Source organism: Rosistilla oblonga, from assembly GCF_007751715.1.
GTDB lineage: Bacteria > Planctomycetota > Planctomycetia > Pirellulales > Pirellulaceae > Rosistilla > Rosistilla oblonga.
On the sequence record NZ_CP036292.1, the window covers coordinates 2,329,485 to 2,346,666 of the forward strand.

Annotated in this window: 11 protein-coding genes; 4 read left to right on the top strand and 7 right to left on the bottom strand. The window is 60.0% G+C overall.

The genetic code is table 11. The features are described 5' to 3' along the window. Nucleotides 1-58: 58 nt before the first annotated feature. The 3 genes from CA51_RS08295 to CA51_RS08305 all read right to left on the bottom strand — a co-directional run bounded on the left by CA51_RS08295 (nucleotide 59) and on the right by CA51_RS08305 (nucleotide 6,795). The gene (locus CA51_RS08295) at nucleotides 59-2,335 is read right to left on the bottom strand and encodes a serine/threonine-protein kinase (protein WP_145119526.1); all 2,277 of its coding nucleotides are present in this window, start codon (nucleotides 2,333-2,335) and stop codon (nucleotides 59-61) included. After that, nucleotides 2,332-2,898, bottom strand: a complete 567-nt coding sequence (locus tag CA51_RS08300; protein ID WP_145119528.1) for an ECF-type sigma factor — start codon at nucleotides 2,896-2,898, stop codon at nucleotides 2,332-2,334. The genes CA51_RS08295 and CA51_RS08300 overlap by 4 nt, the downstream gene beginning before the upstream one ends. Before the next feature lie 453 nt (nucleotides 2,899-3,351). Next, entirely contained in the window at nucleotides 3,352-6,795 is a 3,444-nt protein-coding gene (locus CA51_RS08305) for a pyruvate carboxylase (protein ID WP_145119531.1), read from the bottom strand. A 188-nt stretch (nucleotides 6,796-6,983) separates the two neighbouring features. Between CA51_RS08305 and CA51_RS08310 the strand changes: the two genes are divergently transcribed. Next, a complete protein-coding gene (locus CA51_RS08310) occupies nucleotides 6,984-8,927 on the top strand; it encodes a S1C family serine protease (RefSeq protein WP_145119534.1) in 1,944 nt (647 codons plus the stop codon). Nucleotides 8,928-9,178: 251 nt separating this feature from the next. Beyond that, nucleotides 9,179-9,922, top strand: a complete 744-nt coding sequence (locus tag CA51_RS08315) for a hypothetical protein (RefSeq protein ID WP_145119536.1) — start codon at nucleotides 9,179-9,181, stop codon at nucleotides 9,920-9,922. Between the two features lie 96 nt (nucleotides 9,923-10,018). Here CA51_RS08315 and CA51_RS08320 read toward each other — a convergent pair whose 3' ends face one another. The 3 genes from CA51_RS08320 to panB form a co-directional block, all read right to left on the bottom strand. Continuing rightward, a complete protein-coding gene (locus CA51_RS08320) occupies nucleotides 10,019-10,651 on the bottom strand; it encodes a hypothetical protein (protein WP_145119539.1) in 633 nt (210 codons plus the stop codon). Between the two features lie 870 nt (nucleotides 10,652-11,521). After that, nucleotides 11,522-12,241: an FkbM family methyltransferase gene (locus tag CA51_RS08325; RefSeq protein ID WP_145119541.1), complete on the bottom strand. Its 720-nt coding sequence runs from the start codon at nucleotides 12,239-12,241 to the stop codon at nucleotides 11,522-11,524. 138 nt (nucleotides 12,242-12,379) lie between these two features. Further along, the gene (panB, locus tag CA51_RS08330; protein WP_145119543.1) at nucleotides 12,380-13,177 is read right to left on the bottom strand and encodes a 3-methyl-2-oxobutanoate hydroxymethyltransferase; all 798 of its coding nucleotides are present in this window, start codon (nucleotides 13,175-13,177) and stop codon (nucleotides 12,380-12,382) included. Nucleotides 13,178-13,455: 278 nt separating this feature from the next. Here panB and CA51_RS08335 point away from each other — a divergent pair, with 278 nt between their 5' ends. Together CA51_RS08335 and CA51_RS08340 are read left to right on the top strand one after the other, a co-directional pair. Further along, on the top strand, nucleotides 13,456-15,081 hold the full coding sequence (locus tag CA51_RS08335; RefSeq protein ID WP_145119545.1) for a tetratricopeptide repeat protein: 1,626 nt from the start codon (nucleotides 13,456-13,458) through the stop codon (nucleotides 15,079-15,081). Nucleotides 15,082-15,102: 21 nt separating this feature from the next. Further along, the gene (locus CA51_RS08340) at nucleotides 15,103-16,434 is read left to right on the top strand and encodes a polysaccharide biosynthesis/export family protein (RefSeq protein WP_145119547.1); all 1,332 of its coding nucleotides are present in this window, start codon (nucleotides 15,103-15,105) and stop codon (nucleotides 16,432-16,434) included. Here the strand turns inward: CA51_RS08340 and CA51_RS08345 are convergent. Then, the gene (locus CA51_RS08345; RefSeq protein WP_231746067.1) at nucleotides 16,431-17,078 is read right to left on the bottom strand and encodes a metallophosphoesterase family protein; all 648 of its coding nucleotides are present in this window, start codon (nucleotides 17,076-17,078) and stop codon (nucleotides 16,431-16,433) included. The two genes, CA51_RS08340 and CA51_RS08345, sit on opposite strands and share 4 nt — an antisense overlap. Nucleotides 17,079-17,182 lie beyond the last annotated feature (104 nt).

Here is a 17,182-nt window from a genome sequence, read left to right on the forward strand (position 1 = left end):
ACGGCTGATTAAATCGACAGGCCGTTGACGACTTCCGCTACGGTCGCGTTGCGTTCGTTTACGTGGTCGGTTGGGGCTTGGGCTGAGAGTTCGCTTGCCACCAGGCGTTTGCTTCTTCGGCAGTCCATGGATCTTTGGCCGCTAGCTCTTCCAGGCGAGTCCGCAACTGGGCGGCGTTATCGGGGCGATCGTCGGGTGACTTGGCGAGACACCGCATCACGATCGCATCGAGCGCGGGGATCGACGCCGTCGCTCCCGCTTGGCTCGGCGACAACGGCATCACTCCCAACACCTGCTCGAAGATCATCTCCGGATTAGCTGTCGTAAACGGCGGCCGCCCCGTCAACATAAAATAACCGACCGCACCGATCGCGTAGACATCCATCCGCGGGTCGACAGCGGCGGGCGTGCGAACTCGCTCGGGAGACATGAACATCGGCGTTCCCGCCCAGATCGTCTCTCGCGTGCGGAACTCTTTACTGTTGGGAGCTACCGATTTGGCCAAGCCGAAATCGAACAGGATCAACCAATCCGCTTCGTTCCCACGACGGGTGATGATGATGTTTTCCGGTTTGATGTCGCGATGAATCAATCCCGCCGTATGCGCCTCTTCGATCGACTTGCACAACTGAATCAGGAAGTGCAAGGTCCGGCTTGCCGACAGCGATCCACTGCGGGCGATCACCGTGCTGAGCGTTAATCCGTCCAGATACTCCATCGCAAAATAGATCAGCCCATCGTCGGTCCGGCCGTAATCGAGAATTCGGATCGTGTGCGGGCTCGTCAACTGAGCGGCCAGTTTGACTTCGCGATCAAACCGCCCGACGTCGACCATCGTCAAGCGGTCGGGACGCAAGATCTTCACGGCGCTGGCCCGTTTCAACAGCGAATGCCGAGCGCGGTAGACGTACCCCATTCCACCCTCGCCGATTTTCTCTAACAATTCGTAGGCACCGACCTGTTGGATTTCCGAACCAGCCGAAAATTGTTTCGGCCGGAAAAAGCTGGTCCCAAACCAAGCGAGGCCCGCGAACCCAAGCGGCAGAAACAACATCGCGGCCAGCCCCAAACGCAACCAGCGAGAAAACTGATACGCGTTGGCAAAACTCAACTCGCTGATAATCCCTAGTTGCAGTTCGGGGATCCAACGCCAAGCTCCCACGACCCATTCGCCGCGGATGTCGCGATACCCATCGATGTTCGAACCATCCTCGCCCACGACCACGCGAGCCGCAGCTTCGGTGAGCGGCAGCATTTGTCGCTGGCGGTCCGAGCGATAGCCCTTGGCAAGTCGCCCGCCGGGATCGACAACGCGAGCAAAACCCGCGTCGGCGTCGGCATCGACGATTCCCAATTCCGGCCATCGATTTGCATAACGCGATCGGATCAGCATATTTGCGTAGCGGTCGATACAAAACGTGTCGGCGGTTGTGCCGACATTCTGTTTTTCAAACAGGGCCTGGAAGTGCTGCAACCACTCGGGATCGACAACTCGCATCACCGCGATCGGACGATCGTCGCTGTCGTTGATCGGAAACGAAACCCACATGCCCGCTGGCGGCTCGCGATCGTCTCCCACAACCGCCTGCATCGGGAACTGGATCTGCACCGTGCCGTTTAACGCGTGCCCCAGTTCGACCATCGCTTCGGGCGGCAGATGCCTGCCAACCTGCGCCTGCTCCCGCGGCCCACTCGCCAAGATCACACCTTGAGGACTGAACAAGCAATATTGCGTCTTGGCACCAAACAGACTGGCTGACCGACTGCGGAGCGCATCGGCGAGGTCGCGAGCATCGCTCTCCCCGCGTCCCGGTTCGACATACTGCTGTGCCAGATCAAACAGGTTAGGATCGCGGCCCCACATCCGCCCCTGGCTGCGCAGATGCGTCGCCCATTGTTGGATTCCGGCTGCCGCCGATTTGACATTCGAACGCAGCGCCGCTCGTTCCGAATCGATCGAATACCTTCGCACGCCTCGATCGATCGACCAAGCGATTAAAAATGAGACGAGGCTGATGCCAAGAAACGCGAGCAACCGACTGGAACCTCGCAAACGGGACCTCAGCCACGCCGCGACCGTAGGTTTGTGAGGTCGCATCCTCGCCAAGACCGACGAGTCGTTGATGATGGTCTGCGAAGCCTGCTGCAGAAACGGCGTCTGACCCTCGCGTGTCGCCGCTTCGGAATCGTGATGCTTCAGCAGTTTCAAGACATCGCTGCGGAGCGAACGATCGTCGCCACAAAGCGAATCCAAACGCTGCAGTTGACTTTCAGTCGGCACGCTTTCGACGGCAAGAAAGATCTCTTTGACACGTGCATAATGCTCCGGCGTCATTCCCGAGCATCCTCATCGAGAGTATTCCTCAGCCACGCCCTCGCCATCGCCCACTCCTTTTCGACGGTGCGGAGCCCCATCTGCAGAGCCCCGGCGATCTCTTTCATCGTCATCCCGCCAAAGAACCGCATCTCGACGATCCGAGCTTGAGTGGGATCCAGTCCCGCCAACGTCTCCAACAGATCGTCCAGCGCCAACACGTCGGCATCGCGTTCCATCGAAAATGTCGACACATCGTCCAGTTCGATCCGCGACCATTCCCCGCCCCGTTTTTGGGCGTGCACGCGGCGGGCATGATCGACGAGGATCCGCCGCATCACACGAGCGCCAATCGCAAAAAAGTGAGTCTTCCCGGCCCAATCGACTCGATTCTGATCGATCATCCGGAAATAGGCTTCATGCACCAGCGAGGTGGCGCTCAGCTTGTCGCGATCGGGTTCGTCGCGCAGATAACTGCCCGCCAAACGAATCAGATCGTCATAAACGAGCGTGAACAGACCCTCCGCTTTGGGATTGCCCTTGGCACGCTGAGCCTTCAGAAGTTCGTCCGTTGCATTTTCCATCTGATCTTGGGGAGACTGCCTTTTTCGAACTCTAATTGCAAACCGCTCGCTCGCGTGCCCAAACCGCCGCCGAGAACACCACAACCAATACCTTTGTAAACTCCACTTATTCTACCCGAAACCGGAATTTTTCACTATCGCGAAGTCTTAAAGCATTCAAAAGTTAGCGAATTGGTACGACAAAAACGATCGCGCCGACAATACCGCCCCCCGACACCATCGCAGAGCCCGCGTTTTCCAGCAATTCCAGAAACCGGACCCGCTCGCCAGCGGGAGACAGCAACCACCTCACTGGTTGCCGCCGATCGTCACAACCCGAACAACCCGCACCACTCAGTTAGGGCAGGGCATTCCCTCCGGTCAAAAAAAATCGGCTCGCCCCCCCACAAAACCTCCAGACCGCGGGTCGGTAGCGGTCGGGAGGTCCCCCGGTCGACGGACCGGCCGTCCGCATTAACTCTCCAAGACAACAACAAGATCTCCGGTATCGACTTGGCTGCCCGGCTTCACGACCAGCTTCTGGACGACACCTTTGTGCGGAGCCGCGATGGTCGTCTCCATTTTCATCGCTTCCAACACCAACAGCTTCTGCCCGGCCTGCACCTTGTCGCCCTCGGCGACGGCAACGCTGACCACCATCCCTGGCATGTTGGCAGCAACTTGGTTCGCGTCGCTGGTGTCGGCCTTCACGGCTTTGGCGTTCTCCGGCTCCAACGCCTTGTCGATGACTTCGATCTCACGCGGCTGACCGTTGAGTTCAAAGAAGACCGTCCGGTGCCCGTCGGGATGCGGCTGGCCGGTCGCCAAATATTTGACGATCAACCGCTTGCCCGGCTCGATATCGACAGCGATCTCCTCGCCCGGCGTTTGGCCGTAGAAGAAGTTCGGCGTCGGGATGTTGCTGACGTTCCCGTACTCGCGGCGATAGGCGGCAAAGTCGCTGAAGACCTTCGGATACAACAGCATCGATGCAGCATACCGATCGGCATCGCTGCCGACCAATTCTCCCGCTTCTGTCTTAGCCGCCGCGATGTCTGCTGGCGGCATCGATTCGCCGGGCCGACCGGTGACCTGAGGCTCTCCCTGCAGCACGACCTCGATCATCCGCTGCGGGAAACCGCCCGGCGGCTGCCCCATCCGACCGCCGACCAGATCGACGACCGACGCGGGGAAAGCGATCGGTTTATCGGATCGCAACACATCGTCGGCCGTCAGTTCGTTAGCGACCATAAACAGAGCCAGATCGCCAACCGCTTTGGAGGTCGGCGTGACTTTGACGATATCACCTAACAACGTGTTGCACGTTGCATACGTCTTGCAGACTTCGGCCCAGCGATCGCTGAGTCCCAAGGCGCGGGCTTGCTGGAATAGGTTGGTGTACTGTCCGCCTGGCATCTCGTGTTCGTAGAGATCGCCGGTCGCCGGCAGGACCAAGCTTTCAAAGGGCGTATAAAATTCGCGAGCCGCCTGCCAATAGGTCGCCAGCGAAGTCAACGATTCGGTCGACAGCGAACTCGCCCGCGGCGTGTTCCGCAGGGCTTCGACCAAGCTGTTGAGGTTAACCTGCGAAGTCCCGCCCGAGAGCGGCGCCAGAGCAGCGTCGGCGATCTGCAGCCCTTCGTCGGCAGCCGCCAAGATCGATGCGGCTTGGATTCCGCCGGTGTCGTGGGTATGGAAGTGGATCGGGATTCCGACGTTCTCCTTCAACGCCTTGACCAGCGTACGAGCGGCTTGCGGTTTCAGCAGCCCCGCCATGTCTTTGATCGCCAGCAGATGCGCGCCCAGTTTTTCTAACTCCTTGGCCAGCTCGACGTAATAGTTCAACGAATATTTCGTCCGCCCCGGATTCTGGATATCGCCGGTGTAACAGATCGACGCTTCGCAGATCCCGCCGGCATCGATCACCGCGTCCATCGCGACGCGCATGTTCGGCACCCAGTTCAAGGCGTCGAAGACACGGAAGACGTCCATGCCCGCCGCGGCGGCTTCTTTGACAAACAGCTGCACGACGTTGTCGGGATAGTTTGTATAGCCGACCGCGTTGGAGGCTCGCAACAACATCTGGAACAGAATATTTGGCACCGCCGCTCGCAGATCGACTAAGCGATTCCAAGGGCATTCGTTCAAGAACCGCATCGATGTATCAAACGTCGCACCGCCCCACATCTCCAGCGAAAACAGCTGCGACGCCAGATGCGAATAAGCTGGGGCAATCTGCAACATGTCGAAGCTACGGACGCGTGTCGCCAACAGCGATTGATGTGCATCGCGCATCGTGGTGTCGGTCAGCAGCAGCCCCGATTGGTTGTTGACCCAATCGACAAGCCCCGCCGCACCGCTCTTTAGAAACACATCGCGCGATCCCTCCGGCGGCTTCGTAGCGGCCGGGATCTCAGGCACAGGCGCCGGGGCGCGGCGAGTCGCGACGGGACGATCCAAAACCAAGGGATTGCCGTTGACAATCGTTTCGCCCAAGAACTTCAACAGCTTGGTGGCGCGATCGCGGCGACGCGGCAGATTAAACAGATCCGGCGTCGTGTCGATCAACCGCGTCGTCGCTTCGCCAGCCAGGAACTTTTCGTTTTTGATCAACCGAGTCAGAAACGGAATGTTTGTCTTCACACCTCGGATTCGGAACTCTTGCAGGCAGCGTTCCATCCGCGATGCGGATTCGGCGAGCGTACGTCCACGAGCTGAAACTTTGACCAGCATCGAATCGTAAAACGGATTGACGACAGCACCGCTGAACGCGCTGCCGGCATCCAAACGAATCCCCAGCCCACCGGCGGAACGGTAGTGCGTGATCCTACCGTAATCGGGCAGGAACTGGTTCTCGGGGTCTTCGGTCGTCACGCGGCACTGCATCGCAAAGCCGATCGTTTTGATCTCTTCCTGCGGCGGCAGCGCCAATTCGGGATCGGTCAGCGGCAAGCCACTGGCGACCATGATCTGCGACTTGACGAGATCGATACCGGTGACCTCTTCGGTGACCGTATGTTCGACTTGGATTCGCGGATTGACCTCGATAAAGAAGAAGTCGCCCGAGTCGATGTCCAGCAGGAATTCGACGGTTCCCGCGTTTTCGTAGCCAACTTTGTTGCCGATCGCCAACGCCGCATCGCACAGTGCCTGGCGAGTCGCTGCGGGAAGGTTGGGTGCGGGGGCCAGTTCGACAACCTTTTGATGCCGCCGCTGGACGCTGCAATCGCGTTCGTACAAGTGCAGCAGATTGCCGTGCTGATCCCCTAACAACTGGACTTCGATGTGCCGTGCTCGTTCGACAAAGCGTTCGACAAACACCTCGTCGCTACCAAACGCTGTCAACGCTTCGCGCTGCGCCTGTTCAAACGCGGCTGCCAGTTCCTGTTCGCTGCGGACGACTCGCATTCCACGACCGCCGCCTCCCTTGGACGCCTTCAGCATCACCGGGTAACCGACTGCCGCAGCCTGTTTCAGCGCGTCGTCGAGATCGCCAAGAGCTTGGTTGGTGCCGCCCAGAACCGGTACACCCACCTGTTGTGCGATCTGGCGAGCGGCAACTTTATCGCCGAGGCTCTGCAGCGAATTGACGCTCGGCCCGACAAACGTGATTCCCGCGTCCTGCAACGCCTGCGCAAAGTCGGCGCGTTCGGAAAGGAAGCCGTAACCGGGATGAACGGCATCGATATCGTGGGCCACACAGATTTCGACGATCGCCGGAATATCGAGGTACGAACGAATCGGTTCGCCCTGCTTACCGATCTGATAAGCCTCGTCGGCTTTAAAACGATGCAACGCGTAGCGATCCTCGTAGGAGTAGATCGCGACGGTGCGGATTCCCAATTCGTGGGCACTGCGAAACACACGCGTTGCGATTTCGCTGCGGTTGGCGGCAAGCAATTTTCGGATAGGACGCATTGGGGATTCAGTCGTTCTAGGTGGGCAATGTGAGTCGGCGGTTGGGTGGGACCGCACTACGAGAGCCTTTTTATAGTGAGCGTAAGCCGCGTCGGGGAGGTCCGGGGGCGATAAATTTGCCTTACACAGGTCATCTGTCGCGTCGCAGACTTGGGAAGCGACCGCGAACGATTTAGAATGGACTCACTATGAACAACCATATCGGCTACATGCTCCGCGTGATTTTGTTGACCTTCGCATCCGCATGCCCCTCGCTGGGGCAGTCGTTGCTGGATTTCGACACCGACAAAACGGTCGCCGCCGACGCGGACCTGCCGCCGATCGAGAAACCATTCCTCACCCAGATCGACGACTTTCGCGAGCTGCAGTCGATCCTTCAACCGTTGGCTCGCAAAGCGATCGCGGCGACGGTGGGAGTTCGCTTGGGCGACTCGTATGCCAGCGGCGTGATCGTCAGCAGCGACGGGTATGTCTTGACCGCCGCACACGTCAGCGGAAGCCCCGGCCGGGCGGTTAAGTTGACCCTCTCCGACGGCCGCACCGTCAGCGGCCGCACGCTGGGACAGAACACCGACGTCGACGGCGCGTTGATCAAGATCGACGGCTCGGGACCCTGGCCCTTCCTGCCGATGGCTGATCCCTCGGTGGTGACGCGGCCGGGCGATTGGTGCCTGGCGACCGGACACCCCGGCGGATACGACCACAACCGTCCCGCGCCGCTTCGACTGGGCCGCGTGATCTCGGTCAACGGATATCGGTTGCGCAGCGATTGCCCGATCGAACCGGGCGATTCGGGAGGCCCGTTGGTCGACTTGCGCGGCTACGTGATCGGAGTGCACAGCCGGATCTACGACGATGCGACGGGGAACTTGCACGTTCCGATCATCACCTACCAGCGGACGTGGGATCGTTTGAAGGAGAGTCGGGTTTCGGCGCTGGGGCCGGCGAGCAGCTTTTTGGCGCAGTTCGACTTCGACCAAGACGGCCAACTGACACTCACCGAATTGCCCGAGGGACCACGCCGCGACGCCTACCAACGACTCGCCGAGACATTCGACTTCGACGTCCAGCAGCCGCAGGAGATCAGCGAACTGCGATCGCGGATCGGTTTGGATCTCTCCAAACGCAGCAACCAACAACTCGATCGCCCCGGGCAGATGTTGTTCCGATCCCCCGGCGAACTGGAAACGCTCACCGATGCCCACTTCACTCGCGGCATGGCGGCTCTGAATGTATTGCGGAACGTTACCGACGAGGCGAGCCGATGGACCGTCGATGTGCTGGTCGATGGCAAGCAGGTTGCGACCGGAACGATTCTCGACAGCCGCGGATGGATCGTGACCAAAGCGAGCGAGATCGAAGCGGCTCGCCGCGACGCGGGGGACGAACCGCCTCTAATCAGTTGCCATCTGTTCGACAGCCAGCGTTATCGCGCGAAACTTGTCCAAGTCGACAGGCAATACGACCTCGCCTGGCTGAAGATCGATGCCGAAGACCTCGCCGCGGTGAAGTGGCGGAAAAACGGTTCACCGACCGTCGGGCAATGGGTGGTCAGCACCAGTCGCGGGCGGACGCCGCTGTCGGCGGGGGTGATTAGCGTGCCGGCACGCGAGATTCGCTCGACACCCGGGTTCATGGGAGTCGGCGGATCGCCAACGCGAACCGACGCGTATGTCGAATCGATTGTCAAAGGAAGTGGTGCCGCCGATTCTCAGCTCCGCCCCGGCGACGTGATCGTAGCCGTCGGCGACGTCGAGGTGCCGACCTTCGCAGCTCTTTCAGCCCAAGTCCGCCGCTTTGTCGGTGGCGACGTAATCTCGCTGCGGGTGAAACGCGATGACGAGGAACTGACCATCCCCGTCCAACTGGGGCACCGAACCGACCCGAAGGCTCAAGACGATGCGACGATGGCTGGGCGATTGAGCTCGCGGCGCGACGGATTCCCCTTTGCGTTCACTCACGACAGCGTGCTGTCACCCGAGGAGTGCGGCGGGCCGTTGATCGATCTCGACGGCCAAGCTGTCGGAATCAATATCGCTCGGTCGCAGCGGACCGGGACGCTAGCACTCTCGGCGACGACGATCCAACGCCTTTTGAATGCGATTCAACAGCGGTTTCCCGAGTCCCCGTGAGCGATGTGTCCAGGCGAAACGGCAGCTTTCTAAATAGGGACGGCCTCGGCCGAGGCGGGCGAAAACGTTGGTTTTGCAGGATTTGCAGGCAAATCTTGGTTGACAATTGCCCCCGCCCGGCGTCAATGGCCTATACACTGGCCCCCAGGGCATTAACAATTGCTTGAGGCACCGGGCACGCGAGCAAAACGCGTGCCCTCGAGGTCTCTCGATCCTGCCACTTTTCGCATCATCAACGTGAGGAGACCTGAATGAGTGGGTATGACGCCTTCAGCGACGACTATTATATGAACATGCATCTGTCCACCGAGCTGGACATGCCGCGTGATCGCGAGTCGGTGATGCACTTCTTCGAACAGATCCAGCGTCGCTATCGGTCGATGCAAAACTTCTATGCTCGCGAGAAGAACGAGTTTGTGCTCGAAGAGGACAAAGAGGCGGGGCAATACAATTGGGCGTCGGTCGAACCGCGGCGAGTCAGCTGCGGAGCGGTGAACCCGAAGAGCCTCGACGATGTGGTCGCCCGCCACCGCACGATCCTCGAAACCGCTCCCTACGCGCTTTCGATCAGCCCGCTGGAATGCGAATCGCTGAGCGTGATGTTCGGGTTCGACTTCACCTACCGCGGCAACCAAAACGAATTATTGGCTGAAGCTCTGGGTGTCTTGCCGGCGTTTGACAAAGCGTTGGAGGTGCCGGGGATCTCGCTGCTGTCGCACGAACCGTCGATCCAATTTGCGTTGGACGACCAATGCCGCACGCAGTGCCGAATCGGATTTGAAACGCGAACGACCGCTTACCAAATCCGGACGACCGAGTTTTCCGAAGACCAACTGAGCGTCTATTTGACGATCCGGCGGTTCGACAGCCTGAGTGTCGGCGAGAATTTTGTCGAAGAATACGATCGGCTGGCCCGCTTGGGACGCAACCTAGTCGAAGACTATCTGATCGAAAACGTGTTGCGTCCGCTGCAGCAGACGATCGCGTTGCATTAACGCGTCGTCGCCTGTGAACGCTCCGCACGACGCCCTTCGCTAACCGGACATCTTGGATTCAGTCGGTTAGCCGAGGCGTGGCGTTTGACTCGCGAACTAGCGAATCACGGGAGCTTCGGTGTCCAAAGGAACGCCCGAATCAGCCGCTGGTGCGGTCGCTTGCAGCGTTGGCTGCTGGCCGGCGGGGCTGCGTTGCGGTTGGAACATCGCTGCCAAGTCGCTGCCGTTTTCGAAATCGACAACGATCGGAGCGTCGCCGGTCGCTTGACCGATCACCAGGCCAGAGATCTTCCAATCGCCAGCTTCCTGTTGGACAGCCCACACGACTTCATAAGATTGGGTTTCACCCGATTCGGTCGGCTCGGTCCAGTTGGAGTGAACCAGAGCTGCGTCGGTTTGGCCGGGAACCGATTCGCTGCGAGTAACTTCGAACTTGGCGTCGGGCGAACCGATCGGCTGCATCACCAATCCGGTGCGACGAAACTCTTCGCGAGCCTTCGTTGTCACCAAGCTCAACGATTCGGTATCCGAACCTCCACGGCGCATCGCGTCGAGGAACTGGCTGACCACATTAGCGGCGGGAGTCATATCGACGGCGGGTTTCGGAGCCGGCGAGGTTGCCGGACTCTTGCTAGCATCATTTTCGGCAACCGGCGTGCTGCTAGAACCGCAACCGACAACCATCGACAAAGCCAACAGGGTCAAGCCCAGACCGGTTTGTTTGCTCATAGTCATAATTTAACTGTTCGTCTAAATACCAAAGGGGGCGAGCGCTCACATCGGTAGCGCTAAGATTTCGGCAAACGCGTTGCCGCCAGAGATGCTTGGTATTCAATTCGATCGTCCGCGGTCAAGCTCGATTCCGCCGAGAGGACCAACGCTTGTGAGTGACAAAGGGACAGGCATCTTCCGCCGGAAGGCACGAAAAGGACAGGCACATTCCGCCAGCAGCCAACGCGGACCGAAGGTCCAGCAATTTGCATAGCCCAGCCTGCAGGGCTGGGTATCGGCCGACACGTTCCCGACAGACTCCCCAACCGTTGACGACAATCGGCCGGGCCTTCAGCCCTGAGCGTCTTGCGATTTGTGTGCCGCCCCCCCAGGCCGATGGCCTGGGCTATGCAAATGATCGAGCCTTCGGCCCTGACGCGGCGACGTGCCGAAATGGCCAGCGCGGCCAAAAGGGACAGGCATCTTCCGCCGACATCCACCGCGGACCGAAGGCCCAGCAATTTGCATCGCCCAGCCTGCAGGGGGGGGCAACGACCGTCGCGTTCCCGACAGACTCCCCAACCGTTGACGACAATCGGCCGGGCCTTCAGCCCTGAGCGTCTCGCGATTTGTGTGCCGCCCCCCCAGGCCGATGGCCTGGGCTATGCAAATGATCGAGCCTTCGGCCCTGACGCGGCGAGGTGCCGAAATGGCCAGCGCGGCCAAAAGGGACAGGCACATTACGCCGACATCCACCGCGGACCGAAGGTCCAGCAATTTGCATAGCCCAGCCTGCAGGGGGGGGTAACGACCGATGACGCCTGCACCAGATTCTCATCGGGTGAAGGGCCAACGGCCCGGCGACATGTCGAAAACGGAGGGTGCTATCTAACGCCAGCAGAGGAGCTGCGTCTGTCGCGGTCGGGCGGCGGCTTGCCACTGAGCCAGGTGGGGTGGCAGAGCGAATTCGTAGTGCCGCTGCTGGGCGTCGACGGTAAATCCGGCGGCTGTTAACTGGCTGGTGATCGCCTCGACGCTGTTCTCTGCCATCGTCGCCGGCGTCTCGTGCACCTCGACGTAGATCGCTTGAATCTGCTGAAGTTTGTCGGCGATCTCTTGCAACACCGCCTGCTCGCTCCCCTCGATATCCAGCTTCAGAAAGTCGACCTGTTGATCGCCGATCAATGGGGAGAGCCGCCGACAGGCAACCGTTCGGCTAGTCGAACCGGGCCGCTCGGCCCAGCCTGCGTTTAACGAATTGCCACGCCCATCGGCGGTCGGAGACATGTCGCCGTAAAACGTCGCCTGCCCCTCGCAATCGCTGACCGCTGCCTCGATGCAGCGAACGCCCGGAATGTCGTTGACATCGACATTCCTCTGCAACGCGGCAAACGCAAACGGATCGGGCTCAAAACAGATAATCTTCGCTTGCGGCCAGCGACGCTTGCATTCGAGCATCGTAACCCCAATGTTCGCTCCGCAATCGAGAAACAACGCATCGTCGTCGCGGGGGGTGAAGAAGGCGGGAAACTCGTCGGCCTCCCGACACATCGACTCCATCGCCTCCGCGTCGGTGTAGTGCAGCCGATAGCCGCGGAATCGTGTCACACGCGAAATGGGAAAGACTCCTGATTCAAGCTTCGTTCAAATTTGAGCGTCATAGAATAAGATCAACCGTCGCCGTGGCAGCGAAGCTTCGCCAGCGACGCGGCGCGTGCCCCAACGCTGTCCCGATCGACGCGTTAGCTAAAACTGATGTTCGGGACCGGGGTAGTTGCCGTTTTTGACTTCCGCCGCATACTGCTGCACCGCCGACGAAATCGTCCCGCCGACGTCGCTGTACTGTTTGACGAACCGCGGCAGGTAGCCGTTGGTCAGCCCGATCAGGTCGTTGGTCACTAGCACCTGGCCGTCGACATCTCCCCCCGCACCGATTCCGATCGTGGGAACCTGGATCGCAGCGGTGATCTGCGCGGCGATCTCCGCCGGCACGCATTCGATCAGGACCGCAAACGCCCCCGCATCAGCTGCCGCCTGGGCATCGGAGATCAATTGCTGCGCATCGCGTTGCACGCGGTAACCGCCGTCGATGTGGATGTTCTGTGGACGCAGCCCGACGTGAGCCATCACGGGAATGCCAGCGGTCACCAGAGCTTCGATCCGGTGCGCCTGTTCGCTTCCTCCCTCCAACTTGACAGCTCGGCAACGCGTCTCTTTCAGAATCCGAGCCCCCGCGGCCAGCGTCCGTCCAACCTCCAACTGCCCCTCGGGAAAGGGGAGATCGACAACAACAAGTGCCCTGCGTGCCGCCCGGCCAACCATTTCGGCGTGATAGATGATCTGATCGAGCGTCACCGGCAGCGTCGTTTCATGCCCTTGAACGACCATCGCAAGGCTATCGCCCACCAACAAGACATCGATTCCAGCCTCGTCCAAGAGGCGAGCTGTGGGAAAATCGTAGGCGGTTAGCATCGCGATCCGCTCCCCCTTGGCCGCCATCTTTGACAGCGATTGGGTGGTAACGGGTCTTATTGTCTCGGACATATTTCTCCCAGTTTACGACGAGTTGCGGGGGCAACAGTCACCCAGTTTGCCTAAGCTTAATCGAGCCACCCGCCAGGGGGCCAAATGGTAAGTTTTGAGGCCTAGGCAACCTGATCTCAATGTTCCGGTTGTTCTGCCGGTTTCAAATGCAACGGCGGATCGTTGCCCTGATTCAATGGTTATACCGGTTGTAACACACCGATCTGAGTTAAGCACGATGCCGTTACGTATTGTGACGCTTAACCCCGTTTTTCGGTTCGGATCACGAGTGTCAACGGATGAATTCCAGAAGATCTGCCGCCAAGGCTCGAAACATCACATTGCTGGCAGCCATGCTGACCTCGCAACATGTGATCGCCGTCGACCGGCTGGACGATTGGTCGAGCCCGCGGCCCATCAAATATGCAGCCAGCGGTTCCTACGACGCTGGCCGGCAACCGAACACGACGACGCCTAGCCGCTCGCCGATCGCAGTTCCCCAAACGCCTCAGCGGCCTGAGCCCAGCTCGGTCGTGCGCCCGCCGGAACCACCGGTGTTGAACGATTCGGCTTCACCACCTCTTTCGACGACTGGCCGAGCTCTCTTCCCGCCCGCCGAACCGATGCGTCCCGAGCATCGCGGCCAACCAACAACCACTCCCGTTGCCGCCGGTTACGCTCGAGCAGTCATCACAGCACAGCCTACCGCGACCGAAGCCTACTCCGACAACGCGATGCCAGCGGATCGCAACGGTGCCGCCGCGATGCAGCTTGCCGCAGCGCGGCGCCCCGAGCCCGGGTATCCCGCCGCGGCCACCGCCGACGATCGCCCGTCGCAATCGGTGCTGGACATCGCATCGCTGTCGTCGCAACCGTCGGCCGATTACCAAGCGTTAGATTATTCTCCGCCGTCGCTGCAACTGCGTCCCGCCGGAGATACCAACACTCAAAACAACCGGGCCGCAATCGCTGTCGAAGAACAGCCGCTGCTGCCCGTGCCGACGGTCGCCACCAAGACGGTTTCGAACTGGCAACTAGGCCGCTTGGCTTCGCAGAAGATCGAGCGAGCTGAGATGCTGCTGGAGCGACAGTCGCCGATGACCGCTCGCCAGCAAGCGATCGAAGCGCTCCACTTGATCGCGCAATCGACCGACGAAACGACTCACAGCACCGACGGCACCGAAGCGCTCACACAAGCTCTAACCGCCGTCCGCGAAGCCTCCGACTTTCTCGGCCGCTTTGGAGTCGTCGACGCCGCCGCACTTCAACGGCTTGTCGATTCGCATTCGACGCGGGTTTTGAAACGCTGCGACTTGGAACAGGTGACGCCGCTACGCGCCGCGGACGTCTATTACGAGTTCGCTCGCGGACGATTTGTCGACGCGGTCGCCGGTTGGGCTCCCGCCTCGCGAGCCCTGATGATCGTCGCCAAAACCGAACCTCTGACCTCCGACGTGGGCGACAGCAACCTATCGGCAGCCCAGATCTGCTGCCTACGATCGGCGATCGCTTGCGATCCCGACAACGCTGTGGCGGCAAACGAATTAGGACACGAACTGTTGGCGTTGGGGATGTTCGACGAAGCCCGCTGGGCGCTGGAACACAGCTACGCCAAACAACCATCGCCCGCCGCTTTGCAGAACCTCGCGGAACTGCATCGGGTCACCGGCAACATGGAACTCGCCGAGGTCTGTGCGACGAATCTGGCGATCTTGCAAAGCCAACAACAGCGGGTTGCGCAAGTTGTTCAACTGACACCAAGCCAGTTCGCTCAGATGTCGCCACAAGTCATGTCGTCCGACGCTGGGGCGCCGACTAGCGACGCGATTGCACAGCGAACCAACGTTCAACCAGCCCACACCGAAGCGCCCCAACAGGGGCGTGTGGCCAGTACTTTTGACCGGGTCAAAGCGATCTTTCGCTAGGAAACACGGATGTCTTGCCTGATGAATTCGGACGGATCGATGACGCTACCAAACTTTGCCAGTGTTGCCTTGATGTGCCTTGCGGGCATCGGCGGGTTGTTGCACCAGCGAGCCGACGCTCAACAGCCGATGCAATACGCGCAGCCGGGATACGACACCTCGGTGCCGCACGTAGCATCGGCGAACGGCACCGTGCTGGGAGCTCCCCGAGCGATTACCGGCCCGTCGGCGGCGGCTTGCAATTGCGGCAACCTGACGCCACCGCAAGCCTGCCTGGGCGGGTGCCAACCCTGCATGCAAGGCTTCGATTGCGCCAACGGGCAATGCAATCCGAAGCTGAAATGGAAGAACATGTACCCCGTCGACTTCGGTCCTTACGGCCAAGGCGAATACGCGGGTCCCTCGCGATTGTCTCACATGCGAGAATACCGGGTCCGCGTCGGCGACACGCTGCAGTTCACCTACGTTCTGTCTCGCGACATGATGCGCAGTTCGTATCGGATCGGAATCGGGGATCAATTGTTGATCGAATCGCTGGCCGACGAAGAGGTGCTGACGCGTGGAACGTTTGAACGCGGTTTGGAAGTCCAACCCGACGGTACGATTTCGGTCCGCATCCTGGGATCGATCCACGCCGCTGGACTGACGATCGATCAACTGCGCGATCAATTGGAAGAGAAATACAAAAAGTACTACAACGAGCCGGGGATCGACGTCACACCGATCAAGACGAACATCTTGCTGGAAGACATTCGCAACGCGGTCGGCGGTGCCAGCGGCCTGAACGAACAAGCGATCTCGCGAACCGTCACGCCCGACGGTCGCGTCGCGCTACCTAAAATCGGACCCGTCTGCGTCCAGGGACTGACCCTTGGCGAGATCAAGCAGGAGGTCAACCTGCGTTACCGATCGATGGTCGTCGGTCTGGAGGTCGAAGCCGGCCTGCAAGAACAAGCGACTCATTTTGTGTCGGTCTTGGGCGAAGTCGCTCAACCGGGCCGATTCGAGATGCAGGGCCCGACGACGGCGCTCTCGGCGATCGCGTTGGCTCAAGGACATTTGGTCGGTGCAAACCTGCGACAGGTTGTCGTCTTTCGGCGAGCGGAAGATTGGCGTCTGATCTCCACGGTGCTCGATCTGCGAGGCGCGATCCTCGGCAAGTCTCCGCTGCCAGCCGACGAGATCTGGCTCCGCGATGGCGACGTCGTCGTCGTGCCATCGAGCCCGATCCGACTGTTCGACAACTTCGTTCGCCAGGTCTTTACCGAAGGCATCTACGGCATCGTTCCGTTCAGCGGATTCAGCGTCGTCGACGCCGTCAACGGATTTGCACTCGAGAACGTCGTGAACTAATCGGTTCGCAACTGCCCCGCCGGATCGGATTGCCAGGTCTGGCGGGTCCGCACGTCCATCGCCGTCAGCCAGCGGCCGCCGTAGCAATAGGTGTCTAGGCAAACGATGTGCCCAAAATCCATGATCTCACCCTCTTTGTGAGCCGTGTGGCCGACAAAGCAAATTTTGCCATTCTCATGAGCCGGGGGCAGACCCTCCCGCAGCGAGTGCCATCGCAGCAATTCGACCGGCTGGTATTCCAGCGGCAGGTCGTGCTTGTAGGCGGCATGGGTGAAGAAGTAGCCGTCGGTCTCGTAGTAGTCGAGCATCCCGTGGTAGAAGGCGTGGTGCGATTCGGGAATCGCCGAGAAGTCCCCGGTAAAACCGTAGCTGTCGAGCGTATCGATCCCCCCAAATTGCAGCCACCGCTGCGGCGACTCGCCATCGAGCACCCTCAGCATCATCTCCTCGTGGTTTCCCTGCAGCGCGATCAGCTGCGATTGTTGGGCGATTTCGAGCAGCATATCGACTGCTTGGCGGGTCGCGCTGCCGCGGTCGACGACGTCCCCCAACACGACCAAGGTGTCATCGGGGGTCGGATCAATCGCTTTAATCAGCGTCTGCAGCGCGTCGGAACATCCGTGTATGTCCCCAATGGCTATCAATCTCTCTGGCATATTGTTTATATAATTGACAGTTGTGGAGCGAATTAGCAGGCAAACCGTTGGTTCAAGATGAGTACAAAAGGCACCAACGATCGTTTTAGTAC

Excerpts from the sequence above, each read along its gene's own strand:
- CA51_RS08295 (WP_145119526.1), bottom strand. The coding sequence starts at position 2,335 with ATGACGCCGGAGCATTATGCACGTGTCAAAGAGATCTTTCTTGCCGTC.
- CA51_RS08310 (WP_145119534.1), top strand. The coding sequence starts at position 6,984 with ATGAACAACCATATCGGCTACATGCTCCGCGTGATTTTGTTGACCTTC.
- CA51_RS08340 (WP_145119547.1), top strand. The coding sequence starts at position 15,103 with ATGAATTCGGACGGATCGATGACGCTACCAAACTTTGCCAGTGTTGCC.
- CA51_RS08320 (WP_145119539.1), bottom strand. The coding sequence starts at position 10,651 with ATGAGCAAACAAACCGGTCTGGGCTTGACCCTGTTGGCTTTGTCGATG.
- CA51_RS08305 (WP_145119531.1), bottom strand. The coding sequence starts at position 6,795 with ATGCGTCCTATCCGAAAATTGCTTGCCGCCAACCGCAGCGAAATCGCA.
- panB (WP_145119543.1), bottom strand. The coding sequence starts at position 13,177 with ATGTCCGAGACAATAAGACCCGTTACCACCCAATCGCTGTCAAAGATG.
- CA51_RS08315 (WP_145119536.1), top strand. The coding sequence starts at position 9,179 with ATGAGTGGGTATGACGCCTTCAGCGACGACTATTATATGAACATGCAT.
- CA51_RS08335 (WP_145119545.1), top strand. The coding sequence starts at position 13,456 with ATGAATTCCAGAAGATCTGCCGCCAAGGCTCGAAACATCACATTGCTG.
- CA51_RS08300 (WP_145119528.1), bottom strand. The coding sequence starts at position 2,898 with ATGGAAAATGCAACGGACGAACTTCTGAAGGCTCAGCGTGCCAAGGGC.